Below are 25,751 nucleotides of genomic sequence, written 5' to 3' on the forward strand. Positions count from 1 at the left end.
CCCGATCATGGTGACACGCGCAGTGAGCCCGTCACCGGGTCACTCGAAGCGCGTCGGGTCGCCCGCTCCCCGCCGGACGATCTCCGCCTCCCCGCTGGAGAAGTCGATCACCGTGGTCGGTTCCGTGCCGCAGTCCCCGGAGTCGACCACCGCGTCCACCACATGGTCGAGCCGGTCCTTGATCTCCCAGCCCTGGGTCATCGGTTCGGGTTCGTCGGGCAGGAGCAGGGTGCTGGAGAGCAGGGGTTCGCCGAGATCGGCCAGCAGGGCCTGGGTCACCACGTGGTCGGGGATGCGCACACCGACGGTCTTCTTCTTGGGGTGCAGCAGCTTGCGCGGCACCTCCCGGGTCGCCGGGAGGATGAAGGTGTAGTTACCGGGTGTCGATGCCTTGACGGCACGGAACACGTCGTTGTCGACCCGTACGAACTGGCCGAGCTGCGCGAAGTCCCGGCACATCAGGGTGAAGTGGTGCCGGTCGTCGAGGTGCCGGATCGACCGGATCCGGTCGATGCCGTCACGGCTGCCGAGTTGGCAGCCCAGCGCGTAACAGGAGTCGGTCGGGTAGGCGATGAGCGCTCCCGACCGCACGGCGTCGGCGACCTGGGAGATGCTGCGGGGCTGAGGATTGTCGGGGTGCACGTCGAAGTACTTGGCCATCCGCCGAGCTTATGCCGTGCGCGGCCCCTCGCCGCGCAGCCCGGACCCCGGGCCGGTGCGTCCGGTAACGTCCCCTCAGCACAGCGACGTCAACGGAGTGAACGAGGGGAAGGTCGACGTGTCCGGCCGAGTGGACGAGGGCGCATACGCGCCGGCCGGCTCCGACGCGGCGTGGGCCGAGAAACTTCTCGACCAGTTGCGCCCCGCCGGGCGCGATCTGGGCCGGGTGGTGGTCTGGCTCGCGCAGGCCGTGCGCGGTGACGTCTGCCTGCAGAGCAGCGACGGCGCCGTGCTCGCCGGAGAGCGGATGGCGCTCGACGACGCGCTGGTCGCGGAGATCGTGGGCGGTCGGATCTCCTCCGCCGCGATCGAGGGCGCCGGACGCCACGTACGCCTGGTCGCGGTACGGCACGCACGCGCGCATCCGCCCGCGGCCGGCGTCCTGGCCGTGGCGCGCGCGACCCCGTTCGACCGACGTGCGACCGACATCGTGAGCCACACCGCCGCGGTCGTCGAACTGCTGCTCAGAGAGCGGGAGTTGGCGGCAGCGGGAGACAGGCTCCGGCGTGCCGCCGCCGATCTGCGGCTGGCGATCCTGCAACTGCTGATGGTGGAGGACACCGTCTCGGCCCGGCGCGTCGCCGCCGGACTGTGGCCCGGCCTGCTCGACACCGACACGGCGCGCGTGTACGTAGTCGAGGGCGCCGTCGGGGAGCGGGACCGCATCGCCGACGCATGCGTGGACGTGACCGGAGGCCAGGCGCTCGTCGTGCGCTGTCCGGCCGTGGACGGACACGTCATCGTCCTGAGCGCCGCGGCCGCGGCGGGGGAGCGGCTGCGGTCGCTGGTCGAAGGCCGCCGGGACATCTTCCTGGGCGGCAGCGCCCGGCAGAGCCTGGCGCAGACCGCCGCGGCCTACGGCCAGGCCATCAGTGCCCTCGCCGTCGCCCATTTCCGCCCGGACCGGTCGGCCGTCTACGCCGAACGCACCCATCCGGAGCGGCTGATGGACCCCGCCGCGCTCAGCGCCTGGTCCGGCCACGTGCTGCGCCCCCTCGACACGCTGCCCCACCACACCCGGGCCGAACTGCTCGCGACCACCCGGCTGGGCCTGGAGTTCACCGCCGTGAGCGCGGCCAAGGTCCTCGGCGTCAGCCGGAACACCGTCCGCGCCCGCATGGACCGCGTCGAGGGCCTCCTGCACACCGACTTCTCCGACCTCACCGTGCGGGCCGCCGCCCACCTCGCACTCAACACCCAGGCCGCCCGCGAGGAGGAGGGAGGCGAAGGGGGAGAGGACTTGGACGACGGCGGCGCCATGCCGCGCGCCCGCGCCGTCCCCTTCCCCGACCTGGTCGCCGGGACGGCGATCCGCACCTGGGCCCACGAACTCCTCGGGCGCCTCACCGGAGACGGACGGGACCTGCGCGGCACGCTGCGCGCCTGGATCGCCGCCGGCGGCAACGCCGAACGGGCCGCACAGGACCTCGGCGTCCACGCCCAGACCGTGCGCGAGCACGTCCGCAGCGCCGAACCCGTCCTCGAACGCCAGCTGTTGGCCGGAGGCACCGACCTCTACGAGGTCGTTCTCGCCCATCTGGCCGTCGGCGACCTCGCCGAACCCGCCCTCCGCCGTACGCAGCACAGCCGTACGTGACAGCGCCGTGCACGACGGCGGCGTACGGAACGTAGCTGAAGCGGGCCAATCGGACGCACCTGTGCACGGGTGAGTGCTCAGGCCGCCGAACCGGGCACGGGCGCGATACCCAACGCCCGGGCGTCGCACGTAGGTTCAAGAGTGTCCGCAGGGGGCACGACCGGAACGGGGGACCGGTCGCGCCCCTGCGGCGTGCTCAGCCCCGCAGCCGGACCGGTATCTCCTGCCAGCCGAAGGCGATGAACGACGGCACCTGACGCAGCTCACCGTCCTCGAAGGCCGGCGTCAGATCTGGGAAGCGCTCGAACAGCGCGGGCAGCGCCGTCAGGGCCTCCATCCGGGCGAGCGGCGCGCCGATGCAGCGGTGTACCCCGATGCCGAAGGCCAGATGGTCGTCGGCCCCGCGCGCGGCGTCGAAGTCGTCCGCGCCGCCCCCGTAGTGCGCCGGATCGAGCCCCGCGGCGGCATACGTGGTGATGATCGCGTCCCCGGCCGGAACCGTGACGTCCCCGACCTTCAGGTCGCTGACCGCGAAGCGCAGTGGCAGTGAGGCGATGGAGGGGTGCACCCGCAGCGTCTCGTCGATCACGGCGTCCCAGGAGACCGCGCCGGAGCGTACGGCGGCCAGTTGCCCGGGGTCGCGCAGCAGGGCGGCGACCGCATTGCCGATGAGGTTCACCGTGGTCTCGAACCCGGCGCCGATCACCAGCAGCAGCGTGTACAGCAGTTCCTCGTCGGCGAGCCGGTCGCCGTCCTCGTCCCGGACCCGGATCAGCTCCGTGGTCATGTCGTCGCCCGGGTGCTGCGTCTTGTGTGCGATCAGGCTGCCCAGTACGGTCCCGATCCGCTCCTGCACGAAGGCAGCGTGCTCCGGGGTCGGGTCGGAGGTGTCCATCATGGCGGCGATGAGCTGGACGACGTCCTCGCGCAACTCCTGAGGCACACCGAACAGTTCGCAGATCATCCGCATCGGCAGCGGGTGCGCGAACAGCTGCTTGACGTCCACCACCCGGCCGTCGGCGCCGGCCGACTCCAGGGCGTCGAGCAGGTCCGCCGTGATGGCCTCCACGCGCGGGCGCATCGCCTCGGTGCGCCGCAGCGTGAAGCTCGGCGCCACCAACTTGCGCAGCCGCGCGTGGTTCCCGCCGTACGTGGACAGCATGTTGACCACGCCCACCCACCCCAGGATCCAGCCCCAGGAGGGGTGTTCGCCGATCTCCGGCCACAACTGCCAGTGCAGCCGGGGGTCCTTGCTGACCTGCGGATCGAGGATCAGTTCCTTCAGGACGTCGTAACGGGTGGGCGCCCAGGCGGGGATGCCGCCGGGCAGCTCGACGGGCACGATCGGGCCGAGGTCGCGCAGCTTGGCGCTCTCGGCGGGGATGTCGGACCCGAACGGGTCGAGGGCGAAGCGGCCGGGGGACTCGGTCACGGTGACGGTAACTCTCCTGAAGGGAGGGGGCTGGAGCGCCCAGGCAGAAACGTCAACTTGCAGGGAGCGAAAGCTTAGTTGGAGACATCCCCGTGCAGCGGAGACAGTATCGCCAGGGTTCCGTTTGCCTGGCGCAGGGCGATCTCCAGGGTGACGGGAGCATGGAGCCTGCCGGTGCCGTCCGGCGGGACGAGCCACTCCAGGCGACCGGCGGGCCGATACGGCGGGGGTACGGAGACCCAGGCTCCCCTGCCCGTGTGGCGTACCCCGGCCCCGATCCAGTGGCTCTCGGGGTCGGGCGGCAGGAAGAAACCGACGCGGTGGGCTTCCATGTCCACGAGCGTGGGCCCCGGCACGGGTAACGAGGGCCGCCACAGCAGGTCCAGCGTGAGCAGCCCCAACTCGTCGGGGACGCTGAGCACGTCCCAGAAGCGGCCCGCCTCCAGCAGCGCGATGCCGTCGCCCTGATCCCACCCCCGTTTGCAGGCCCGGGGGTCAGGTGCCGCCGCCGCGAGCCACTCCACGCCCTGCGTCCACATCATGTTCGCCATGTGCTGCTCCGGGTGATCGCACACCTGATTACGACGCGAGGAAGCCGTCGCCGGGCTGTGACCGGGGTGCACTTGTGCGTTGCACACCAATCCGGCATATGCATCCTCGTAGATATTTCTATGCTGCGGAAGGGGTGGCGCACCATGGCGTTCGCGGTCGGGATGCTCGAACTTCGCGCAGGGGTTCGCGAGTTGGAGGCGTCGCCCGGGGGACGCGTCCGGTCGGGTCGTGTTGACCTCAGGCGGGGGAGGACGCGAGGACGAGCATCGTCACGTCGTCCCGGACCGTGCCGCAGTGCCGTACGAGATCCGTCCACACGCGTTCGGTGAGCGCGGCGGAATCCTCCAGGGCGAGCTCGGTGAGCCGTGCGACCAGCGGGTAGAAGGCGTCGGACGTGTCCCGTGCCTCCCACACGCCGTCGGACGCCAGGACGAGCCGGTCGCCCGTCCCGAGGGCCACGGTCACCTCCTTCGGCGGATCGATCGCACCCACGCCGAGCCCCAGCGGAAGCCCCGCCGGAGCACCGATCTCACGGGCCCGCACGCCGTGCAGCAGCACCGGGGCCGGATGGCCGCACGTCACGATCCGCACGGACCGGACGTCGGCAGAGAATTCGAGCAGGACGGCTGTGGCGAACAGCTCCGCGTGCCGTACGGCCGCCGAGTCCACCACCAGCCTGCGGTCCATGCGTGCCGCGACCGAGTGCAGGTCCGGCTGGTCGAGCACCGCCTCCCGGAAGGCCCCCAGCAGCGACACGACCGTGGCGACGGCCGACAGCCCGTGCCCCTGCACATCACCCAGCACCGCCCGGACGCCGTACGGCCCCTCGCGCACGTCGAAGAAGTCCCCGCCGACCAGCGTCCCCTGCTCGGCGGCCCGGTACAGCCCGGTGCACGCGACCGCCCCGACCCGATCCGGAGGCGGCGGCACGGCGGCGCGCTGCACGGCCTCGGCGACCGTCCGCGCCGTGTCCAGCTGGGCATCACGGTGACTGCGCACATACGCCACGAACACACTCAGTACGGCCACGAAGGCAAGGGTGAGCAGATCCGTGTTGCCGGGACGGTTCAGCTGTGTGGCCGGCACGTTCAGCACGACGACGACCAGCACCCCCAGCAGGGCCGTCATCAGCGGGCCGTACGACAGGACGGCCAGCGGCGGGACGGCGCCCAGCAGGAAGCCTATGTCGAGCGCATCAGGACTGACCAGCGTGGCCACGGTGATCGCCGCCAGCAGGGCGACCGGCAGCACCCGCACCCACCGTGGTGGCGGCGCGCCCCGCAGCCAGCCACGCTCGTCCCGGTACCGGCGCGAGGGCCGGTCGAGCAGCCACATCACATCCCCACGCTACGCCCGGCACCCGGCACCCGCGCGCAGCGGACGCTCGCACCGAACGAGGTGCCCGCCCCTCCGGGAAGCCGATTCCCCGCGCTTCGGAAAAGCGATGGACGCGCGTGCGTCCGCCGCCCTAGCGTGTGACGCGACGCCCGGAGAAGGACGGAAGGAGACGAGTGCCATGTCAGTCACAGCCATTCAGCGCTCCCTTCCCGTTGCCCGGGCATGCCGCGTCTGACCTGACCGGGAGCGCTCCACGCAGTACGCATCCCGGAGGAACCCATGACCGATCTGGTCATCCACACGCTCGACGCGAGCACGGTCCGGCTCTTCGACTCCCTGCCCGATCCGCTGCGTGCGGGTGAGGCGCACGGACGGACGAGCCACCGCCCCGACTGGAAGCGCGTCGCCCTGCGCGACGGCAAGGTGGTGGCGCGGGGCGCCTGGTGGGGCGGCCCGGACGACCCGCAGCCCTTCCTGATCGACTGGTTCGACGTCGCCGAGGGGGAGGAGGCGGCCGGGGCCGAGCTCCTGCGGACGGCGCCCTGGCAGGTCGACGACCTGGAGCTGAACCTGCCCGGCGGATGGCGCGAGACACCCGAGTTGCGCGCCGCGGCCGAGGCGCGCTTCACCGCCGCACGGGCGGCCGGATACGAGCTCCTGGTGGAGCGTTTCCTGTACCGCTGGACGCCGGAGTGCGGCCTGCCCGAGCGCCCCGGCCGACTCGTCTTCGGACCGGAACCGGACGACGCGGTGTTCTTCGACGCCCTGCGCCGCATCCACTCCGTCACCCTGGACGCCCACGCCCGCAAGGCCATCGAGAAAGGGGGAGTGGACCTGGCCGCCCAGGAGGAGCTCGACTTCTTCCGGTGGTGCCCGTCGCCGCGCGAGTGGTGGCAGGTCGCGCGCAGCCCCGAGGGCGAACCCGTCGGCATCCACATCCCCGCGCACAATCCGTCGGGGCCGTGCATCGGCTTCATCGGGGTCCTGCCGCAGCAGCGCGGACACGGGTACGCCTACGACCTCCTGGCGGAGTGCACCCACTTCCTGGTCGGTGGCGGCGCCGAGTTCATCGCCGCCGCCACCGACCAGGGGAACCTCCCCATGGCCGCGCACTTCACGAAGGCCGGCTATCCCGTCGTACGGGAACGCGTCCATTTCCACCCCGCACGGCGAGCCAGTGCGGGGTGAGACGGCTCAGCGGGCCGGGTAGCGCTCGTCCATGATCCGCCGCAGTAGTTCGACGGACTCGCGCGGCTGGAGCGCCTCGTCGGCCAGCCGGTCCAGGGCGAGCCGGTACTCCTCCGTCTCGTCCCTGTCCTCGAGGAAGTTGGCGCTCCCGATGTGCTCCAGGTAGACCACGTCGGGCAGATCCAGGCCGCCGAAGCGCAGATACGTGACGGGGATCGCGGGAGCGGAGGCGTTGGTCACGTCGAGCGGAACGATCTGCAGGGTAACGTGCGGTCGTTGGGCCATGTCCCACAGGTGCGCCAACTGCTCGCGCATCACCTCGGGCCCGCCCAGGACGCGCAGCAGGACCGACTCGTCGATGACCGCCCACAGCTGCGGGGCGTCCGGTCGTGACAGCAACTGCGCCCGGCGCGTGCGGAGTTCGACGCGCCGGCGCACCTCGCTCTCGGGCGCGATCGGGAGGCCCCGCTTCACCACGGCGCGGGTGTAGGCCGGCGTCTGCAACAGGCCCGGAACGTACTGGATCTCGAAGGTACGGATCGCGGCGGCCGCCTCCTGCAGCCCCACCAGCCGGTCGAACCACTCGGGCATCAGCCGCTTGTCGTAGCGCTGCCACCAGCCCGGCTCCCCGGCTCGCTTCAGGAGCTTGAGCAGGAGCGAGGCCTCGTACTCGTCCGTGCCGTACAGCTCCAGCAGGGCGCGGACGTCACCCTCGGCGGGAGGCCTGCGTCCCTTGCCCGACTCGATCCGCGACAGTTTCGCCGGGCTGAAGCCGAGGGCCTTGGCGGCCTGCTCCTGAGCCAGCCCGGCGTCCTCGCGAAAGCCCGCCAACTGCACTCCGACCAGCATCTTCAGCAATGTCGGAGCGGGCTCGGTGCGGTCCAGGTAAGGTTCGAGTCGGGAGAGGCGAGGGGACTCGGCTGACATCCTGGCTCCCAGCAGACCGGCGGATTTGACTGCCAGGTTATCGCACAGGGGCGTAAGCGGCCCCTGTCTCGTCCGCAGCTGAGTGGCTGTGGCCGGCGGACTTCACCACGAAGAGCTCAGGCTCCCGCCTTCAGCAAGTGGTCGAACTCGCCGTCCTTCGCGGCCGCGATGAACGCGGCCACCTCGGCTGACGCACAGACCAGCGCGGGTCCGTCGGGATCACGGGAATTGCGCAGGGCGATGGCTCCGTCGACGAGGGGCGCGAGCTCCACGCAGTTCCCCTCGGCATTGCTGTGGCGGCTCTTGATCCAGCCGGCGTCCAGCGAACTGGCCCGCACTCCGTTCGGCACTGGCGACATCGGCGGCCTCCTTGCTCGTTCACGCCCCGCTCCCACAGGACCGGGACCGGCGCCCCGCGCGTCGTGACGTCGCTCGCGCGGGCCCTGTGTTGCTGTCTACCCCGATCTCACGCAATTTCCCGTGCAATTGCACAAGAACGCCGTGGGTATGGATAATAGACGGGACGTCAACACAGTTGATGACGTCATCACCTGACGTCGATTCAGGGGAGATCTCGTGGCCATGCCTGCACAGGGGACGGAGCAAGCCAGCACGCCGCGAACCGATCACGCCACAGCGCGGCTCGTGGCAGCCGGAGAGTCGCCGCTGAGGTCGGTGGGGCAGGTGCCGTGGCACGAGTTCAAGGACTCCATCGGATCGGCGGAGGGCATCCCGCTGCTGCTCGACGCCATCGCCTGGGGCGATCCCGACGCGGCCCGGACGGCACTGGCCCAACTGCGGGAACGTATCTGCCAGTACGGCTTCGTCGTCCAACAAGCCACGGCCGCCGTGGTCCCCTTCCTCTGGGAACTGGCCCGCTCCCCCCGCGTCACCTGCCGCGCGCAGATCATCGACCTGCTGAGCAGCATCGCCGCGGCACGCCAGTGGGAGGACACCGCGGCCGTCTATCCCAAGCTGCTCAACCACCGCGAGAACCCCGTGGTGTGGGAGCGCCAGGCCCGGGAGGCCGTACAGTCACGCCGGGGCCTCATCCGCCACCTCGCCGTGGGCGAGAGCCCCGAGATCGCCCGCGCCACGCAGGAACTCGCCCGCGCGCTGGGCGAGTAGACGTCCTCTGGTGACGTCAAGCGCAACGGGGAAGTGCAAACCGGCTCTCTCCCGATCCTTACACTCGTCAACCGTGCCCATGTCCATGGGCCGTTGTCGGAAAGGCGCATTGACGGGTGTTCCAGGATTCCCCCATTTACGACCGGCTCGTCGCAGAACGCGGCGACGTACCCGCAGGAGTGCGGAGAGAGGCGGACCGAGTACGCAGGGAGCTGGAGGTGGCCATGATGCCGCTGCAGTCGCACGGGCACATGTCCGCCTCCTATAGTCCGCCGCCGCCCCCGAGCAGGTCAGGGGAGTGGCAGCGCCTCCCCGAGCTGCCCGGTGGCGGTCCGTTCTGATTCTTTCCACGGACCTTCCGACGGGTCGTGACGATCCGTCGGAAGGTGTATCCGCAGGCCGCTGCACTCGCCGATCTCAGCCGGGAGAGCCCGACACACCCGTCCCGTCCGCCAGCCACTCCGCGATCGTGCGGGCGATCGGCTGGCCGGTGTCCATCTCCACGAAGCCGAACTGACCCGACTGGTTGCACTCCAGGAACCACCAGATCCCGTCCATGTCCTCGGCGAAGTCGAAGGCCCCGTAACTCAGTTCGGCACCCCTCAGATAGGTGTGGACCGCCGCCGCGACATGCGGGGGTACGTCCACCGGAAGCCAGGGGGAGAGGGACGGGGCGAAGCGCACGTCCACCTCGTCGGGGTCCGCGTCCGCGGCGACCGCCTTGCGCGCGGCCAGCAGCCGGTCGCCGACGGCGGTCAGCCGGATGTCGGCACGCTTGGCCACCCGACGCTGCAGGAGGGTCGGGCCGAAGGCGACGGCCGCGAAGTCCGTGCCCGGAGCGACCCGGCTGGTCGGCACCGCCCGGGGCGGCTCCTGCGGGTGCGCGCCGGAGACCGGTTTGACCACCAGATCCGGAAAGCGCTCCGCGAACTCCCGGGCGGCCTGCGGAAAGGTCGTGATCAGCGTGGCCGGCACCGGCATTCCACTGAGCTGGGCGAGCCGCAGCTGCCAGGGCTTGTGGCGGGCGCGCCGCGCGGCGTCGGGATGGTTCATCCAGCGCGCACTGGTGCCGCGCAGCATGCCGTACAGCGCCTGAGAGGCCTCCTCGGTCAGCCAGGCGGACGGCTGGGCGGCGCGGGCCGCGGCGACGCCCGGTCTGCGCACCCAGACGGAGCGCAGACCGTGCATGCTCACCAGGCGGCCCGCCACGGACAGGTGTCCGTGGCTGACGCCCTGGACGAACTCGACCGACAGGGCGACCCCACGCGTGAGGTCGGCAGGATCGAGCCGGACCACGGGCACCCCGGCCGCGTTGAGGCGGAGGATCACCATGTCCGCCGTCACGTCCTCCTCACAGGTCAGGATGAGAACGGTCATCGTCGGTGCCCGACGTCAGTCGTCGAAGTGCGTCTTGGACCCCGCCGTCGAGGTCGTGGTCCCCAGTGCCCTGAGTGTGGCGTGGTCGGTGGCGGCGATCCTCCCGTCGGGCAGCACGTTCAGCTGCAGTTCAGAGTCGTAGCTGTACGGAATGCCGCCCTCTAACTCCCCTGCAGGCCGCGCATAGTTGAGCGTGAACGGTTGCATGGTCTCTCCCTGTTTCGGCTTCCATGCACTTATACGAACCGAACGCACGGTTGGGTTCCTTCGTGCTCCACCTGGTGCTGGTCGGAGGAGTGGTGAACCGCGGGCCCCCGTCCCCGGTTTCAGACCGCGAGTGCGCTCCGGGCCGCTGCGAGCGCCTGTTCCGCGTAACCGCGGCCGAACAGCACCGCGTGCACCAGCAGCGGGAACAGCTGGTGCAGGCCGATGCGGTCTCTCCAGCCGTCGGCGAGGGGCGCCCTCTCCTGGTAGCCGTCCAGTACCCGGTCCAGGCGGGGACAGCCGAACAGGTGGAGCATCGCCAGGTCGGTCTCGCGGTGCCCGCCGTGCGCGGCCGGGTCGATGAGCCAGACGTGTCCGTCGGCGCCCCACAGCACATTGCCGTTCCACAGGTCCCCGTGCAGCCGGGCCGGCGGCTCGGCGGGACCCGCGAGCTCGGGCAGCCGCTCGCAGACGCGCTCGACCACGGCCGCCTCGGAGCGGAGGAGGGTGCCGTCGTCCGTCGCCCGGCGCAGGTAGGGCCGTACACGGTGTTCGGCGTACCAGTCCGGCCAGTCGGTGCCGTGGACGTTGCGCATCGGAGCCAGACCGATGTACGCCTCCTCGGGGCCGCCGGGCGGCGCGGCGCCGAACGCGGGCGCACCGGCGGCGTGCAGGGCGGCCAGCTCGCGGCCGAAACGGACCGCGGCGTCGGCGTCGGGCCGCCCCGTCCGGACGCGGTCGACCACCATCCACCGCTCGTCGTGCCCGTACACGGACGGCACCCGGACCGCTCCCGCGGCGTCCAGCCAGCGCAGCCCGGCCACCTCGGCCGCCACGGCACGTGGTGCGTCCGCACGCTTGACCAGCACCACCGGCCCGCCGCCGAGGGTGACTTGAGCCAGTGTCCCGGACAGCGGGCGCTCACCCGTCGCCGACTGTCCGGTGAGCCGGGACGCGGCCGCCTCGGGACCTTCACCGTCGTTCACCACGCACACCAGGGTACGGCGGCCTGCGACAAACCCGCCCTGGCCGGGGCTCTTGTCGGTCAGCGGACGGAGGTACGGGTCAGTCCCACGGGGTTGGCGGCCGGCAACAGCCCCGACTCCTGGACGGTCTTGGTCATCGGATCGAGGAGGTGTGCGAGGCGCGCGGTGGCCTCCTGGCCCAGCGCGGTCCACGGCCGCTCGGCGACGGCGTCGGTCTGTGCCTCGACGGCAGCCCTCCCCGCCGCGCCCTCCGGCGTCAACTGCCCGCCCTCGTCCAGCCATCCGCGCTCCCGCAGCCCGGCCGCGGCTGCCTCCCACGCGGCCAGGTCCCACTTGCGCGTCTCCCGCAGGAACGCCCCGTCCGACCCGCCGACGGCTGCCTTCAGCACCATCGCCGCGACCGGGCCGAGACCGTGACCGACGAGGCCCGCGAAGTGCCCGTCGCCGCGGTGCTCGCGCAGCGTGGTCAGGGCCTGCCAGAGCTGTACATGCGGCCGTTTCGGGCGGGGGAGGGCCTGGTTCGTGGCGCTGAGCACGCGCCCCTCCGTGTCCGCGGCCTGCGCCGCCTGCCAGGCCAGCTCCGCCGCTTCGGCCATCGCAGGAGAGGTGATCATGTCTTTCCCGAACACCCGAGTCATCGCGGCATCGATGGCCTCCTCACGCGCCGCGAGGACGTCGGCCGGGGCGGCGCGGTGCCACGCGTCGGGCAGCGCCCGCGCCACGCGGCCGGGGTGGAAGACGTAGAAAGCGCTGGTGACGACCGCCGGCGACGCCGCGCCGAGCGGGGCCGCCCGCATCGCGAAGTACCCCATCCAGTAGCCCAGCAGGCCGAGGTCGTCCGCGACCTGGCGCACCTCGGGTGTGAAGTAGATGAGCGCGTGCACCGGCTCGTACCGCTCCCACATCGCCCGCGACCAAACAGCCTTCACCGCGACCCCCGCATCCTCGGCCTCAACTCCCGTAGCAGTGTTGAGCGGTGACGGCTGTCATGACAAGACCGGAACCGGCATCGGGACGGCAGCCGGACCTCGGTGGGACGGGGATCACACAGGGCCGGAGACCCAAATCACGTGCACCCGCCCGGTCTTGGCCGCGCCCCCCGGCACACGGTACGGTCACAGCGTTATCGACGACGGTATGGCGGAAGCCGGTGAGACTCCGGCACGGTCGCGCCACTGTGAGCGGTACGCATCGGCCCTGAGGCCGGGCGCCCCGCGAGTCAGACCCGCAGCCCTCGTCCAATGCACCACCGAGATGGGACGCGAACTCCCGAGGAGGTCTGCCATGGCGCAGCACGTCGCCCAGCCGACAACCACCGCCCCTGCCCTTCCCGCCAAGCTGCCGATCGGCGCGATCGTCCCCTGGGCGGTCTTCTTCGGCATCCTGATGCTCGTCCTGCTGTACTTCGTCGGCGCCGAGCAGGGCGCCACCTCCGTCGTCGCCGGCGAGGACGTCCACGAGTGGGTGCACGACGCCCGCCACCTGCTCGGCTTCCCCTGTCACTGACGGCGGGGACGCCGCGCATCATGAACTCCGCAACCGTCCGCAACCTCCTCGTGCGGGGCATGCTGGCCGGCCTGGGCGCCGGCCTGCTCGCCCTGCTCGTGGCCTACTTCCTCGGTGAACCGCGCGTCGGCGACGCCATCGGCTACGAGGAGGCCCACGCCGCCCCGGCGCACGCACACGAGGTCGAAGCCGTCACCCGCTCCCTGCAGTCCACCGCCGGCCTGGCCACCGGTGTGCTGATCTACGGGGTGGCGTTCGGCGGCATCACCGCCCTCGCCTTCTGCTTCGCGCTCGGCCGCGTCGGCCGCTTCACCCCGCGGGCCACCGCGCTGCTGCTGTCCGGCACGGCGCTGCTCGCGGTGTACGTCGTCCCGTTCCTCAAGTACCCGGCCAGTCCCCCGTCCGTCGGCGACGCCGACACGATCGGACAGCGTACGGCCCTGTACTTCCTGATGATGCTGCTCAGCACGCTGTTGGCCGTCGCCGCCGTACTGCTGGGCAAGCGGCTCGCTACGCGGCTGGGCACCTGGTACGCCACCGTCGCAGCGGTCGCGTTCTTCGTCCTCGTGATCGGGCTGGCATACGCCTTCCTGCCCGCCGTCAACGAGGTCCCGAAGGACTTCCCGGCCACCCTGCTGTGGCGGTTCCGCGTCTCGGCGCTCGCCATCCAGCTCACCCTGTGGACTGGCTTCGGCCTGGTCTTCGGCGAGTTGGCCCAGCGACTGCTGTCCCCGCACCCGGCGACGGTCACGGGGACACCGACGGCACCCGCGCCGAACTGAGCGATCACCTGCGCGACATGTGAGGGCCCCGGGTGTCTTTCCGGGGCCTTCGCCCTTTCCCCTCCCGGCGTCAGGCGTCCTGCTCGACCGACTGGTCCCGCGAGCCGAGCGCCTGCCCGAGCCGTACATTCCAGCGGCCCGCACGTCCGCTGAGACCGGTCGCCGTCAGCGGCGGTACGTCGAGCCGCCAGAACGCAGCCTCGGGTGCGGCGAGAACCCGGACCACCACGGCCCGCACGAACTCCGGCTCCACCACGGCCAGAACGCCACCCTCGGCCTCCCGAACCGTGTGCAACCAGCGCTCCGCCCGCGCGCACAGGGCACGCACCGACTCCCCGCCGTGCGGCGCGGCGTCCGGATCGGCCAGCCACAGGGCGACCGCGCCGGGTTCGCGGGCGGCGACCTCGTCGAGCGTACGGCCGCGCCAGCGCCCCATGTCCAGGCCCGCCAGCCGGGCTTCCTCCGTGGCCTCCAGCCCCAACGCCGACGCCGTCTCACGGCAGCGCACGGTGGGGGAGACCAGCACCTGCCGGGCCGTACGCAAGGTCCCTGCGGCCGCGCGGGCCGCCGCCGTACCGCTCGCGTCGAGCGGAGCGCCGTCATCGAACCGGACTTGACGCACGGACGCGCTCCTGGCGGCCGAGACCAAGGTGACACGACTGGTCACGCGGCTTGCTCCTCCTGTCGTACGGTGCGGCCCCGGACGGAACCGAAACCGGGATCGTGGGCACAGTACGCCCCAGGATCGCCGCCTACGGCGCCGTCATGCGTGACGAAGCCGCCTCCAGGTTCCGTCCGTGGAGCCGACGGTGTGCGGTGGAGGTGTGGTGGAGGGCGACGAGGGCGGCGTCGTCGCCCAGGCATCCGTCGCAGTGGTGGAGGAGGTCGCGCCGGATGTGGTGCAGGAGTGCCTCCGGTGTGGCCCCCGCCCACTGGGCGACGCGCTCGGCGAGCGGGTAGAAGCGGCCGTTGCTGTCGCGGGCCTCGACGACGCCGTCGGTGTACAGCAGGAACGTGTCCCCCGATTCGAAGGGGAACACGTCGAGCGCATGGTCCGCGGTCTCCGAGCAGCGCACTCCCAAGGGCGGGGACGGACGCAGCTTCGGGATGCTGACCGTGTGGTCGGCGCGGAGCAGCAGGGGTGGCGGGTGGCCACAGCTGGTCATCCGGATGACGCGGTCGCCGTCGGGGACCTCGGCCAGCAGGGCCGTGGCGAAGCGCTCCCCGGCCTCCTCGGGCGGTTCGAAGTCGGCCGCGTAACGGGTCACGCTCTGTTCCAGGGTGGCGGCCAGATCCGGTAGGGAGGCCTGCCGGTGGGCGGCCTCGCGGAAGGCGCCGAGAAGCAGGGCGGCCTCACCGACGGCGGGCAGGCCCTTGCCCCGCACATCGCCGATCAGGATGCGTGCGGCGCCGTCGTCGGCCCGGGTGGCGGCATAGAGGTCGCCGCCGATCTGGGCCTCGTCCTCGGCGGCCAGGTACAGGGAGGCGATCCGCAACTGGCCGATCCGTTCCGGCAGCGGGGACATCAGCACGTGCTGCGCGGCCTCGGCCACCGACCGCACCTGGTCCAGCTGTGCTCGGCGCCGATCGCGGACCGCGCAGTAGATCACGACCAGCACCGAGAGTACGGCGAGGGCGACGATCTGCACGATGTGGTTGGGGGTGGCCAGCCCGCCGTGCAGGTCGCCGATGACGACTTGGGCCGCCACCGCCAGCGCGCCGATCAGCCCCGTCGTCCAGGGCCCGGCGAAGGACGCGGTGATCGCCGGGGCGATGACCAGCGCCGGGCCCAGATGAATGTCCGCGGGGAAGCGGACGTCCACTACCGTGATCACCACGATGAGCGCGATCGGAAGCAGTAGCAGCGCGTGACTCGACTGCCACGGCTGCCGGACACCCGTACGGCGCTGCCGGGGACCCATGGCATCCAGCGTGCCCCAGGCCTCGCCGAGCGGCCATCGCGCCCACTGTCGTCCCCGTAGCCACCTCGTGCCCGTGTGCTCGTATCGCCCCAGGTGGAAAGCCCGCTCCACGAGATGGAGGATCGCCATACAGCCCGTCCACACACGGCAGGAGCAAGAACGGCGGGAGACAGCGACATCATGCGGGACGGCCAAGGAGACGAACGCGAGCACAGAGGCGGCGACGCGGACAAGCTCGGGAGCCGGGACCAGGGCCCAGCCCGCGACCTCGCGGCCGGTCAGCGCGATCACTGGCAGGACGCGTACACCAGCCACCCGGGCATGTACGGCACCGAGCCCTCCGCCCCCGCGATACACGCCGCGGGCGTCTTCCGTACGGTCGGGGCCGAGGACGTCGTGGAGCTGGGCGCCGGACACGGCCGTGACTCCCTGTACTTCGCGCGCGAGGGCTTCACGGTGCGCTCCACCGACTTCAGCCCGGTCGGCCTGAGCCAGCTCGAGGCCGCCTCCCGCGCCGAGGGCCTGGCGGAGCGGATCACCACGACGGTGCACGACGTCCGCGAACCGCTGCCGCTGCCCGACGCCTCGGTCGATGCCGTCTTCGCGCACATGCTGCTGTGCATGGCTCTGTCCACCGAGCAGATCCATGCCCTCGTCGGCGAGGTCCGGCGCGTTCTGCGCCCCGGGGGCGTATTCGTCTACACGGTGCGCCACACGGGCGACGCCCACTACGGCACCGGCATCGCCCACGGCGACGACATCCACGAGCACGGCGGCTTCGCCGTCCACTTCTTCCCGCGGCGGCTCGTCGACGACCTCGCCGAAGGCTGGGACCTGGTCGACGTGCACGCCTTCGAGGAGGGTGACCTGCCGCGCCGCCTGTGGCGGGTCACGCAGATCGCCCGTTGAGGCAGGACGCTTGTCGAGGCGGCCCCGAACCCGTCATCGGCCCTTTGTCCGGAACACCGGACTGCTACACTCGCCCGCGCATTCTTTCGGGCAAGGGGCCCGGGTTGTCTGGGGGTTGGTGTGGTCGCAGGCCGTGTAGTGAGGTTCGACAGCACACGGGGATATGGGTTCATCGCTCCGGAGCACGGCGCGGAAGACGTCTTTCTGCACGTGAACGATCTCCTCATTCCCGAGTCCATGGTGCGCACCGGGCTGGTGGTCGAATTCGAGATCGAGGAGGGGGACCGAGGCCCCAAGGCCTCGTCCATCCGACTGGCCCAAGGCGCGACAGTGCGCTCCGCCGCGTCGGCGTCGGGCGGTGCGTCCGGCGACGACCCGCTCTGTGACGTCCTGCAGACGACCGAGTTCACGAACGTGGTCACCGAGCTTCTGCTGCAGGCGTCACCCGCCCTGAGCGGGCAGCAAATTCTGCATATCCGCCAGGAGTTCCTGCACTTCGCGAAGAAGCACGGCTGGGCCGAGGACTGACATCACCGCGGGTTGCGCCTCCTCAGCGCTTCCCCCACCGTTCCTGAACTCCTTCCCTCGACGCCGGTATGCGATGTGCCGTTCGGCCGCCTCGCGGTGGCGGCGCTCCCCGCGTGACGGCTTGCTGGTGCCAGGAACGCCGGAGAGGAAGCGAGCCGCGCATGCAGACGACGGGGCCGGGGCAGCGGGCACTGCAGACCCCACGGGCCGCCGCGCTGGCGGGAATCGTCTTCGCGCTGCTGCTCGCGGCGGCCATCGTCCTGATCCGGCTGTCGGTCCCCGAAGGGGCCGGCGCGCAGACCGCGAGCGGTTTCACCGACGCGACGCAGCGTGCCGCCGTGCGGGCGGCCATCGCCCTCGTGCCGTTCGCCGGCATCTTCTTCCTGTGGTTCGTCGGCGTCGTACGCTCCCATGTCGGTGAGGCCGAGGACCGCTTCCTCACGACCGTCTTCCTCGGCAGCGGGCTGATCTTCGTCGCCACCATGTACGCGGCGGCCGCGGCGGCCGGTGCCGTACTGGCAACCGGGCATCCTCCCGGCACCGACCCCGGACTGCCTACGTGGAACTTCGGCCGCCACCTCGCGTACTCGCTGATCACCGGCTACGCCATGCGGATGGCGGCGGTCTTCACCTGCTCCCTGTCGTTGATCGCGCACCGCCTCGGAGTCCTGCCGCGCTGGCTCACCGTGCTGGGCTTCCTCACCACCCTGACGCTGCTCTTCGTCTCGTCGAACGTGCGCTGGGCCGAGATGGTGTTCCCGGCCTGGTGCCTGGTCCTGAGCACGCACCTCCTCGTCGTGGGCGGTCGTCCGGCGCCTGACATGCCGGCGGCGCGCTGACGACGGTGTGCGGCCCCACGCCGTGCGCGTGAAGTGAAAGAGCCTGGGCCCTTTCACTCCATCGGTGGTTCTCCGCGCGCGACGGGCATCCGGCCTCTTCCATGCTGGCGTGGGGGGAGATGACCGCAGTCCGGAGGTGTGCCCTTCACACGCATGTGGCACACACCGGACCTGGCCGCCGAAAGGGCAGAGCATTGATGAGGATTGTCGTCGATCTCAACAGATGCCAGGGATACGCCCAGTGCGCCTTTCTCGCGCCGGACATCTTCACCATGCACGGCGACGAGGCACTCGTGTACAACCCACGAGCCGCGGACGAGCACCGGGAGAGCGTGGCCCGCGCCGTCGCCGCCTGCCCGGTGCACGCGATCACGGTCGAGGGACTGGACGAACCGAGCGCCACGCGCTCCGAACACGTCCAGGAGAGCACCCATGGCCGCTGACTACGTGGACTGGCTCAAGCGCGAGGGCCGGATCGTGATCGTCGGCGCCTCGCTCGCGGGCCTGAAAGCCGCCGAGACCCTGCGCGCCGAGGGCTTCAAGGGCTCCCTCACCCTGATCGGTGCCGAGCCGTACGAGCCGTACGACCGGCCGCCGCTGTCCAAGGCGGTCCTGCTGGGCAAGGCGTCCGCAGAGCACACCGAGCTGCCCCGGCGCCACGACATCGACGCGAAGTGGCGCCTGGGCGTCTCGGCGACCGGCCTCGACATGACGAACAAACGGGTACGGCTGTCCGACGGCGACGAGGTCGAGTACGACCGGCTGCTCATCGCCACCGGCGTGCGCGGCCGGCCATGGCCGAAGGAGACAGAAGCCGAGCTGGACGGTGTCTTCGTCCTGCGCACCCGCGACGACGCGGCCGCCCTGGAACGGCGGCTGAGGGGCCGCCCGCGCCGGGTGCTCGTCATCGGTGCCGGGTTCGCCGGCTCCGAAATCGCCTCGGCCTGCCGGGAGATGGGCCTCGAGGTCACCGTGGCGGAACGCGCGGGCGCGCCTCTGGTGGGCGCCCTCGGCGGAGTGATCGGCGCGGTCTCGGCCGACCTGCACCGCGAGAACGGAGTGGACCTGCGCACCGGAGTCACGGTCACCGCCTTGGAGGGCGACGAGGCGGGCCGGGTGCGGGCCGCGCATCTGTCCGACGAGAGCGTCGTCGAGACGGACGTCGTGGTCGTCTCACTCGGGTCGATCCGCAACACCGAGTGGCTGACCGGGTCCGGGCTCGGTGCGGGCCCCCGCGGCATCGCCTGCGACGCGGGCTGCCGCGCCTTCGACTTCCGGGGGATCGTCACCGACGACATCTTCGTCGCGGGCGACGTCGCACGCTCCCCGCACGGGCTGTTCGGCTACCAGTTCCTGTCCCTCGAACACTGGGGCAACGCCGTCGCCCAGGCCGAGACCGCCGCGCACAACATGATCAGCTCCAGCGCCGACCGGCGCCCGCACCTGTGGGTGCCCGCCTTCTGGTCGTCGCAGTTCGGTGTGAACATCAAGTCGGTCGGCGTGCCGTCGATGGGCGACCAGCTGATGATCACGCAGGGGTCGCTCGCCGAGCGCCGCTTCGTCGCCGTGTACGGCTACCAGGGCCGGATCATCGCCGCCGTGAGCTTCGACAACGCGAAGTGGCTGGAGTTCTACGAGCGGGAGATCGAACGGGGCGCGCCGTTCCCGGTGGAGTACGCGACGGCGGACCGTCGCCCCGAGGGCCGTCAGCCGGTTCCGGCGGAGTTCCCCGACCCGTCCCTGCCGACGCACGGCCCGACCGTGACCCTCACCGGTTACTCACCGGCCGACCGGCGCCTGGTCTTCACTCCGGCCCGCCACTGACCGGTGCCCGGCCCGTCGCCGACCGGTGCCCGGCTCACCCCTGACCGGCGCCCGCCCCGCCACTGACCGGTGCCGGCCCATCGGCTTCCTCGCCCACCCACGCCCCAAGGACCCCGCATGACGCACGCCTCGCTCCTGCGCCAGATCACGGACTTCGCCAACCGTGCCAACCCGTACCCCCTGTACGAGGAGCTCCGCAAGACGCCGGTGCTGCACGAGGAGGACGGCGGTCCGTACCTCATCAGCAGCTACTGGGACATCGAGAGCCTCCTCCACGACCCGCGGATCAGCTCCGACGCCGCCAACCTCGCCGCCGCAGGCGGCGGCGAGGGGCTGTCCGGCCCCGAGGCGACGGGACTGCCGCCCAGCTTCATCCGGCAGGACCCACCCGAGCACGACAGGCTGCGAAGGATGGCCAACAGCTCCTTCGGCCCGCCGCACAAGCCCCACCGGATCAACGACATGCGCGGCGAACTCGAGCGGATCGTCACCGAGTTGATCGACGCGTTCGGGGACGCGCGGGAGATCGACGTGGTCGACCAGTTCGCCTACCCCTTCCCGGTGACCGTGATCTGCCGGCTGCTCGGAGTGCCACGCGAGGACGAGCCGCGTTTCCGCGCCTGGGTCGACCCGATCGTGGCCGGCCTGGACCCGCAGTCGCAGGACGCGGCCGGCGCCGAAGCCCAGAGGGCGGCGCAGGAGGCGCGCACGCAGCTCGGCATGTATCTGGCCGGGCTGGTCGAGGAACGCGTCAAGGAACCCCGCGACGACATGCTGTCCGACCTGGTGAACAGGCATGGCCCCGACGGCGCCATGACGATGATGGAAGCGCTCAGCACCGCGGTGCTCCTGCTCATCGCGGGCCATGAGACGACCGTCAACCTGATCACCAACGGCATGCTCACCCTGCTGCGCCACCCGGAGTACCTGCACCGACTGCGCGAGGACCCGAGCCTGTCCGTCAAGATCGTCGAGGAACTCCTGCGCTACGAACCGCCGGTGCAGCTCGTACCGCAGCGCACCTGCATCGCGGACATCGAGCTGCGCGGGGTCACCATCCCCAAGGGCTCGCGCATCTGGCTCGTCCTCGCCGCCGGCAACAGGGACCCGGAGCGCTTCCCCGACCCCGACCGCTTCGACCCCGACCGCGAGGACATCCAGCACCTGGGCTTCGGCAGCGGCATCCACAGCTGCTTCGGCGCCCCGCTGGCCCGCCTGGAGGCCCAGATCGCCCTGTCCGAACTGGCCCGCCGTCTGGACAACCCCCGCCTCCTGGAGGACCCGCCGCCCTACCGCCCGAACGCGGTTCTGCGTGGCCCACGGCATCTGAACATCGGCATTGACGGGGTGCGTCCCTGAGACGGCTCCTGGCCTGCTCCCCAGTGTGTTCCTCCAGCCCGCCTCTTTGTCGTCAGCCGTGGTGCCTCGGCAGCCACCGGTCGAGATAGGTGTGCAGCCCCGCCACCTGCGTCCCGCGAGCGACATAGCCGAGGTACCCGTCAGGGCGTACGAGCCCGTGAGTCACGCCCGGCCAGGGGCTCTGCCGGTCGAGCCGGTGTACGTCGATCAAGTCGTCGCGTCCGTGCAGGACCGGGGCGAGTTGATCCCCGGGCCAGGCCTCGGGCGGTCCGGACAGGAGCAGATGCCAGCCCGGCCCCGCCGTGCGCGCCTGGAGTCCGCTCGGCAGGTCCGGCAGGCGGTCGCCCGCGTGTGGGCCGCGCCCGGGCGGGCGCGAACCCGCGGTGGTGGCGGGGCCGCGACGGTAGTGGATGCCGAGCTCCGACACCGTACGGAAGGCGCGTCCGCGGGGCGCGCTCACGCGCAGCGCCAACGGGGCCAGCCGCGAAGCGAGATGGGCGCGGGCGAGACGGGCAACCGGATTACCGCTGGTGCCGAGGGCGAAGGCGCGGGCGGTGAAGCGCAGCACGGTGCGACCGACCGGGGCGCGCTCGGCCTCGTACGTGTCCAGGAGTTCCTCCGGGGCCCTGCCCCGGCACACGAGGGCGAGCTTCCAGCCCAGGTTGAGGGAGTCCTGGATGCCGGTGTTCATTCCTTGCGCACCGGCCGGACTGTGGATGTGCGCCGCGTCCCCGGCGAGGAAGAAGGGGCCCGAGCGGTAGTGGGCGGCGGCGCGGTTGTGCAGGCGGAAGTCGGTCATCCACACCGGGTCCCGCAGCACCACCCGGTCCGTGGTGTATCTGTCGGCGATCTCCTGGAGGAGCTCCAGCGTCACCTCGGTACCCGGGGCATCCGGTGGCCGGATGGCGAGCAAGCGCCAGGGGGCGGGCGAGCCGAGCGGGAAGAAGAGCAGCACGCCGACCCCGGTCACGTACGCGTGCACGGACCCGGGCTCCAGCCCGTCGACGTCGAGGTCGGCGAGCAGGAACGTCTGGGGAAAGGCGTAGCCCTCGAATCCGATGCCCGCCTCGGCCCGTACCGTGCTGTGCGCGCCGTCGCAGCCCACGACGTAGCGCGCGGCCACGGTCTCCTCGGTACCGTCGCCGCGCCTGAGCCGGCAGCGGACGGACGAGCCCTCCTCCCGCAGCCGCACCACCTCCGTCCCGCGCTCCACGCTCGCTCCCTGCCCCGTCACATGCTCCGCGAGGACCTTCTCGGTCTCCGCCTGGGAGAGGAACAGCAGGAAGGGGTACGCCGTGTCGGCCAGCCCGATGTCGAACAACGGCACCTGTACGACCCGTCGCGGTAGGTGCAGTCTCACCCGCATCGTGGGATTGCCGCGCGCGACCAGTTCGTCCGTCACCCCGAACCCGGCGAGCGCCTCCAGCGTGCGTGGCTGGATACCCAGGGCGCGCGACTCGTGGACCCGGTCGAGCGAGCGGTCGACGATCCGGAAAGCGGTCCCGCAGGCGCGCAGTTGCGCGGCGAGTGCCAGCCCGGTGGGCCCTGCCCCGACCACCAGCACGTCCAACGGCACCGTCATGCCTCCACGGTACGCATCGCCCCTTCCCGGCGCCCGCGCTGACGACGCATCGCGGCCGCGTCGAGCGCCGGTCCCGTCTCCGTCCGGGCAGCGAGCCTCATCCCCGCTCCCGCAGCGGGCGCCGTCCGCGTCCGCTCAGCCGGCGGAGGATCTTCGGCAGGGCGCCTCCGACGAGGAGCGCCGCGAGGGGCAGGACGACATCGGACCAGGGGGCGCGGAGGGGCTTGTAGGTGGCGATGCCGTCCCGTATCTCGATGTAGCCCAGCGGCCTGGCGTCGGCACCGCCTCCGCCGCCACCGCCTTCAGCGTTCCTGTGCGGGCCGACCTCGCGTCCGGCGCCACCACCGAAGCCGAAGCCGATTCTGGCGATCGGGATGATGGTGACGCCGTCGGCGATGACGGGTTCGCCGTAGACGGCGGTCACCGAGGCGCGGCCGCCGAGCTTGTCGGCCAGGCGTTCCAGCAGTGCGACGGAGGCGTGGGCGGGCGACAGGTGCCCGGGGGCGTCCGGCGGGGCGTCCGACAGGTCATAGGGGGCGTCCACTCGAGGCGCGGGCCGGGTCTCGCGCTCGGAGAGTGTCATGGGGTGTCGCCCGGCCGGGGGCGCTCGGCGGTGCCGAGGATGTGGGTGGCGGCGGGCGCGGGAAGGCGTGTCTGCGGGAACATGAACTTCTCCACCGAGGTGACGGTGAACCCGGCGTCGGTGATGGTGGTCAGGGTGTCACGACCGGTGTGGCAGCCGCCGACCAGCAACGGCCAGAAGGTGGCGTCCACGACGCGCTGCACCCGGCGCAACCCGGGCGAGTCGGCGCGCACGTGCTCGAAGAAGCGAAGCTGCCCGCCGGGCCGTAGGACACGGTGGAGTTCACCGAGCACGGCGTGCGGGTCGGCCACCGAGCACAGCGTCAGACACGCGACGGCCGCGTCGAACGAGGCGTCCACGAAGGGTAGTTGCTCGGCAATCCCGCCGGTCACCGTCACGTCGACCGGAGCCGTTCGGGCGCTGCGCTCGGCCAAGTCCCGCAGATGCGGCTCCGGTTCGACGGCGAGCACCCGCTTCACGCCCGGCGGGTAGTGGGCGAAGTTGAGCCCGTTGCCGGCGCCGATCTCGATGACCTCACCGGCCAGGCCGGCCAGCAGAGTCCTGCGGTGTTCGGCGACTCCGGCCTTGTCCAGGGCGGGGGCGAAGACCTTGGTGTAGAGGCGGGCGAAGAGCGGATGGTGCGGGGACGGCGGGGTTGTCCGTGCGGTCATGGCTGATCACTGTCCTCTTCGACAACTGTTCCCTGAGGGCTACGATGCATTGCGGAGGTAGTACACAGTGAAGTCACTTCACGGTATGCCCGAGGTCACCGCTTCCGCCAGCGTCACGTTGGACCGGCTCTTCGAACTGACCGAGGTGCTCGGCAGCATGATGGAGCGCGGGGTCGCCGAACACGGCCTGACCCGGGCGAGGGCCGGGCTGCTGTGGACGCTGTTCCACGACGGGCCCATGACCCAGCGGACACTGGCCGCACGGCTGAACGTCACTCCGCGCAATGTCACCGGACTGCTGGACGCCCTGGAGAACGACGGGCTGGTGGCCCGCACCGCCCACCCCGGCGACCGGCGCGCCACGCTGGTGTCCCTCACCGACACGGGCCGCACTCTCACCACCGGACTGCGCGACGGTCGTGACGAGATGGCCCGGGGCCTGTTCGGAGACATGCCGGCCGCACAACGGACCGCGATCCAGGACGGTTTGGAGACAGTGATCGCCCGACTGCGTGCCATGGACCGGACGGCCCGTGAGGCACGATGAACGTCGTCAGCACCGGCTCCACGGTTCGTACACTGACCGCATGCCGCGGCCCGATTCGAGGAGGTGCCGGTGGATGGGACGGAACCGGTAGCGGAGAAGCACCCTGAAGGCCTGTTCGTCGGCCTGTGCACTCTGGACGTGATCCAGTTGGTGGACCATGTGCCGGGTTCCGACGAGAAGATGACGGCCCATGACCAGGCGTTGGCCGCGGGCGGCCCCGCCGCCAACGCGGCCGCCGTCTTCAGCGCTCTGGGCGGCTGGGCCAGGCTCCTCACCGGCATCGGCTGTCATCCACTGGCGCAGGGAGCCAAGGCCGACCTGCAGAGCCTCGGTGTCAGTGTGACGGACCTGGCCGCCGAGCTCACCGAACCGCCCGCGGTCTCCTCGATCCTGGTGACGGCGGCGAACGGCCGACGCGCGGTCGCCTCCACCAACACGGGCCGCCACCATCTCGCTCCGCCGGACGACCTCGACGCTCTGGTGGCTGCCGGCGACATCGTGCAGTTCGACGGTCACCACATGGAGTTGGCGATCGCCACCGCGGAGACGGCACGTACTCTCGGCCGCCCCACACTGCTGGACGGCGGGAGCTGGAAGAGCGGTACGGAGAGGCTCCTGTCCGCCATCGATGTCGCCCTCTGCTCGGCCGACTTCCATCCGCCCGGAACCCGGACGACCGCGGACACGCTGGAGTACCTCCACGACCACGGCGTGACCTGGGCCGCCGTCAGCCGCGGCGAACACCCCATCGCGTGGTCGGGCCCCGGCGGCAAGGGCGCGGTCGACGTGCCGCCGACCCGCGTCGTCGACACGCTGGGTGCAGGGGACGCTCTGCACGGGGCGTTCGCCTACCACTGGGCGCGAGGCAAGCGGGACAATGTCGATCGTTTCGTCACGGCCCTCGCACACGCCGCAGAGGTGGCGTCGAGGTCGTGCACGGCATTCGGAACGCGCTCCTGGCTGCGCGGGGAACTCTCGGAGCCGCCAGCGTAGAGGAGCAGAGAGCGTTCGGAGGACACTGGACAAAGACCCGGACAACGACACCTCGTGCTAGATGTCCAAGCTCTCGTGGCATCGGTCTGCGAGGCGAGCTTGGTGGTGGTAGCTGAGGGCGTCGGCAACGAAGGGTGCGGGCATCTCCAAGACGTGCTGACGGATGGCTGCTGCACGGCCGGCGGTTGTCCCCACCCCTGAGACAGCCCGGCTGGCGCAACCGGGCGCCGATCCGCCGCGCCAGCGCGGGCGCGGCA

At 71.3% G+C, this 25,751-nt stretch carries 29 protein-coding genes and 1 riboswitch; of the genes, 14 read left to right on the forward strand and 15 right to left on the reverse strand.

The window, feature by feature from the left end; genetic code table 11:
* Positions 1-39: 39 nt before the first annotated feature.
* On the reverse strand, positions 40-660 hold the full coding sequence (locus ABZ910_RS32555; RefSeq protein WP_361372366.1) for an L-threonylcarbamoyladenylate synthase: 621 nt from the start codon (positions 658-660) through the stop codon (positions 40-42).
* 118 nt (positions 661-778) lie between these two features.
* Here ABZ910_RS32555 and ABZ910_RS32560 point away from each other — a divergent pair, with 118 nt between their 5' ends.
* Positions 779-2,317, forward strand: coding sequence for a helix-turn-helix domain-containing protein (locus tag ABZ910_RS32560; RefSeq protein ID WP_361372446.1), 1,539 nt, complete (start codon positions 779-781; stop codon positions 2,315-2,317).
* Positions 2,318-2,513: 196 nt separating this feature from the next.
* Here ABZ910_RS32560 and ABZ910_RS32565 read toward each other — a convergent pair whose 3' ends face one another.
* From ABZ910_RS32565 to ABZ910_RS32575, 3 genes are all read right to left on the reverse strand, one after another.
* Positions 2,514-3,749: a cytochrome P450 gene (locus ABZ910_RS32565; protein WP_361372369.1), complete on the reverse strand. Its 1,236-nt coding sequence runs from the start codon at positions 3,747-3,749 to the stop codon at positions 2,514-2,516.
* A 74-nt stretch (positions 3,750-3,823) separates the two neighbouring features.
* Positions 3,824-4,300, reverse strand: coding sequence for a hypothetical protein (locus ABZ910_RS32570; protein ID WP_361372371.1), 477 nt, complete (start codon positions 4,298-4,300; stop codon positions 3,824-3,826).
* Positions 4,301-4,538: 238 nt separating this feature from the next.
* Positions 4,539-5,636, reverse strand: coding sequence for a PP2C family protein-serine/threonine phosphatase (locus ABZ910_RS32575; protein WP_361372448.1), 1,098 nt, complete (start codon positions 5,634-5,636; stop codon positions 4,539-4,541).
* Between the two features lie 282 nt (positions 5,637-5,918).
* On the opposite strand from ABZ910_RS32575, the gene ABZ910_RS32580 reads away from it, so the two are divergent.
* On the forward strand, positions 5,919-6,827 hold the full coding sequence (locus ABZ910_RS32580; protein WP_361372374.1) for a GNAT family N-acetyltransferase: 909 nt from the start codon (positions 5,919-5,921) through the stop codon (positions 6,825-6,827).
* Between the two features lie 6 nt (positions 6,828-6,833).
* Here ABZ910_RS32580 and ABZ910_RS32585 read toward each other — a convergent pair whose 3' ends face one another.
* Entirely contained in the window at positions 6,834-7,754 is a 921-nt protein-coding gene (locus ABZ910_RS32585; RefSeq protein WP_361372377.1) for a helix-turn-helix transcriptional regulator, read from the reverse strand.
* 116 nt (positions 7,755-7,870) lie between these two features.
* Positions 7,871-8,113: a DUF397 domain-containing protein gene (locus tag ABZ910_RS32590; RefSeq protein ID WP_361372380.1), complete on the reverse strand. Its 243-nt coding sequence runs from the start codon at positions 8,111-8,113 to the stop codon at positions 7,871-7,873.
* A 223-nt stretch (positions 8,114-8,336) separates the two neighbouring features.
* On the opposite strand from ABZ910_RS32590, the gene ABZ910_RS32595 reads away from it, so the two are divergent.
* Positions 8,337-8,882: a hypothetical protein gene (locus ABZ910_RS32595; RefSeq protein WP_361372383.1), complete on the forward strand. Its 546-nt coding sequence runs from the start codon at positions 8,337-8,339 to the stop codon at positions 8,880-8,882.
* Between the two features lie 116 nt (positions 8,883-8,998).
* On the forward strand, positions 8,999-9,223 hold the full coding sequence (locus tag ABZ910_RS32600) for a hypothetical protein (protein WP_361372386.1): 225 nt from the start codon (positions 8,999-9,001) through the stop codon (positions 9,221-9,223).
* Between the two features lie 76 nt (positions 9,224-9,299).
* On the opposite strand, the gene tgmB is transcribed toward ABZ910_RS32600, so the two are convergent.
* The 4 genes from tgmB to ABZ910_RS32620 all read right to left on the reverse strand — a co-directional run bounded on the left by tgmB (position 9,300) and on the right by ABZ910_RS32620 (position 12,378).
* Positions 9,300-10,259 (reverse strand): ATP-grasp ribosomal peptide maturase, encoded by a 960-nt coding sequence (tgmB, locus tag ABZ910_RS32605; RefSeq protein ID WP_361372389.1) that lies wholly within the window; start codon positions 10,257-10,259, stop codon positions 9,300-9,302.
* 15 nt (positions 10,260-10,274) lie between these two features.
* Positions 10,275-10,466 (reverse strand): putative ATP-grasp-modified RiPP, encoded by a 192-nt coding sequence (gene tgmA, locus ABZ910_RS32610; RefSeq protein WP_361372392.1) that lies wholly within the window; start codon positions 10,464-10,466, stop codon positions 10,275-10,277.
* Positions 10,467-10,585: 119 nt separating this feature from the next.
* Positions 10,586-11,452: a fructosamine kinase family protein gene (locus tag ABZ910_RS32615; RefSeq protein ID WP_361372395.1), complete on the reverse strand. Its 867-nt coding sequence runs from the start codon at positions 11,450-11,452 to the stop codon at positions 10,586-10,588.
* A 56-nt stretch (positions 11,453-11,508) separates the two neighbouring features.
* Positions 11,509-12,378: a hypothetical protein gene (locus tag ABZ910_RS32620; protein WP_361372398.1), complete on the reverse strand. Its 870-nt coding sequence runs from the start codon at positions 12,376-12,378 to the stop codon at positions 11,509-11,511.
* 213 nt (positions 12,379-12,591) lie between these two features.
* Positions 12,592-12,674: riboswitch (cobalamin riboswitch) on the forward strand.
* A gap of 59 nt (positions 12,675-12,733) precedes the next feature.
* On the opposite strand from ABZ910_RS32620, the gene ABZ910_RS32625 reads away from it, so the two are divergent.
* Together ABZ910_RS32625 and ABZ910_RS32630 are read left to right on the forward strand one after the other, a co-directional pair.
* The gene (locus tag ABZ910_RS32625; protein ID WP_361372400.1) at positions 12,734-12,955 is read left to right on the forward strand and encodes a CbtB-domain containing protein; all 222 of its coding nucleotides are present in this window, start codon (positions 12,734-12,736) and stop codon (positions 12,953-12,955) included.
* Between the two features lie 20 nt (positions 12,956-12,975).
* Positions 12,976-13,737: a CbtA family protein gene (locus tag ABZ910_RS32630; RefSeq protein ID WP_361372402.1), complete on the forward strand. Its 762-nt coding sequence runs from the start codon at positions 12,976-12,978 to the stop codon at positions 13,735-13,737.
* A gap of 70 nt (positions 13,738-13,807) precedes the next feature.
* Here ABZ910_RS32630 and ABZ910_RS32635 read toward each other — a convergent pair whose 3' ends face one another.
* Together ABZ910_RS32635 and ABZ910_RS32640 are read right to left on the reverse strand one after the other, a co-directional pair.
* Complete coding sequence (locus tag ABZ910_RS32635; protein ID WP_361372404.1) at positions 13,808-14,404, reverse strand: histidine phosphatase family protein; 597 nt, start codon at positions 14,402-14,404, stop codon at positions 13,808-13,810.
* Between the two features lie 85 nt (positions 14,405-14,489).
* On the reverse strand, positions 14,490-15,659 hold the full coding sequence (locus ABZ910_RS32640) for a PP2C family protein-serine/threonine phosphatase (protein WP_361372406.1): 1,170 nt from the start codon (positions 15,657-15,659) through the stop codon (positions 14,490-14,492).
* A 180-nt stretch (positions 15,660-15,839) separates the two neighbouring features.
* Here ABZ910_RS32640 and ABZ910_RS32645 point away from each other — a divergent pair, with 180 nt between their 5' ends.
* The 6 genes from ABZ910_RS32645 to ABZ910_RS32670 all read left to right on the forward strand — a co-directional run bounded on the left by ABZ910_RS32645 (position 15,840) and on the right by ABZ910_RS32670 (position 21,118).
* Complete coding sequence (locus ABZ910_RS32645) at positions 15,840-16,568, forward strand: class I SAM-dependent methyltransferase (RefSeq protein WP_361372408.1); 729 nt, start codon at positions 15,840-15,842, stop codon at positions 16,566-16,568.
* A gap of 120 nt (positions 16,569-16,688) precedes the next feature.
* Positions 16,689-17,096, forward strand: a complete 408-nt coding sequence (locus ABZ910_RS32650) for a cold shock domain-containing protein (protein ID WP_361372410.1) — start codon at positions 16,689-16,691, stop codon at positions 17,094-17,096.
* Positions 17,097-17,257: 161 nt separating this feature from the next.
* Positions 17,258-17,935, forward strand: coding sequence for a hypothetical protein (locus ABZ910_RS32655; protein ID WP_361372412.1), 678 nt, complete (start codon positions 17,258-17,260; stop codon positions 17,933-17,935).
* Between the two features lie 197 nt (positions 17,936-18,132).
* Entirely contained in the window at positions 18,133-18,378 is a 246-nt protein-coding gene (locus ABZ910_RS32660) for a ferredoxin (protein ID WP_361372414.1), read from the forward strand.
* Positions 18,368-19,759 (forward strand): FAD/NAD(P)-binding oxidoreductase, encoded by a 1,392-nt coding sequence (locus tag ABZ910_RS32665; RefSeq protein WP_361372416.1) that lies wholly within the window; start codon positions 18,368-18,370, stop codon positions 19,757-19,759. Before ABZ910_RS32660 ends, ABZ910_RS32665 begins: the two co-directional genes overlap by 11 nt.
* A gap of 117 nt (positions 19,760-19,876) precedes the next feature.
* On the forward strand, positions 19,877-21,118 hold the full coding sequence (locus ABZ910_RS32670) for a cytochrome P450 (RefSeq protein WP_361372418.1): 1,242 nt from the start codon (positions 19,877-19,879) through the stop codon (positions 21,116-21,118).
* A gap of 52 nt (positions 21,119-21,170) precedes the next feature.
* On the opposite strand, the gene ABZ910_RS32675 is transcribed toward ABZ910_RS32670, so the two are convergent.
* From ABZ910_RS32675 to ABZ910_RS32685, 3 genes are all read right to left on the reverse strand, one after another.
* A complete protein-coding gene (locus ABZ910_RS32675; RefSeq protein ID WP_361372420.1) occupies positions 21,171-22,700 on the reverse strand; it encodes an FAD-dependent monooxygenase in 1,530 nt (509 codons plus the stop codon).
* A gap of 97 nt (positions 22,701-22,797) precedes the next feature.
* Positions 22,798-23,283: a spore germination protein GerW family protein gene (locus ABZ910_RS32680; protein ID WP_361372422.1), complete on the reverse strand. Its 486-nt coding sequence runs from the start codon at positions 23,281-23,283 to the stop codon at positions 22,798-22,800.
* A complete protein-coding gene (locus tag ABZ910_RS32685) occupies positions 23,280-23,954 on the reverse strand; it encodes a class I SAM-dependent methyltransferase (RefSeq protein ID WP_361372424.1) in 675 nt (224 codons plus the stop codon). Before ABZ910_RS32685 ends, ABZ910_RS32680 begins: the two co-directional genes overlap by 4 nt.
* Positions 23,955-24,039: 85 nt before the next feature.
* On the opposite strand from ABZ910_RS32685, the gene ABZ910_RS32690 reads away from it, so the two are divergent.
* On the forward strand, positions 24,040-24,501 hold the full coding sequence (locus ABZ910_RS32690; RefSeq protein WP_361372426.1) for a MarR family transcriptional regulator: 462 nt from the start codon (positions 24,040-24,042) through the stop codon (positions 24,499-24,501).
* 69 nt (positions 24,502-24,570) lie between these two features.
* Positions 24,571-25,494 carry a PfkB family carbohydrate kinase gene (locus ABZ910_RS32695; RefSeq protein WP_361372428.1) on the forward strand — a complete coding sequence of 308 codons (924 nt, stop codon included), beginning with the start codon at positions 24,571-24,573 and terminating at the stop codon, positions 25,492-25,494.
* Positions 25,495-25,751: the final 257 nt, after the last annotated feature.

The sequence above is a fragment of the Streptomyces sp. NPDC046805 genome, from assembly GCF_040645355.1.
Lineage (GTDB): Bacteria > Actinomycetota > Actinomycetes > Streptomycetales > Streptomycetaceae > Streptomyces.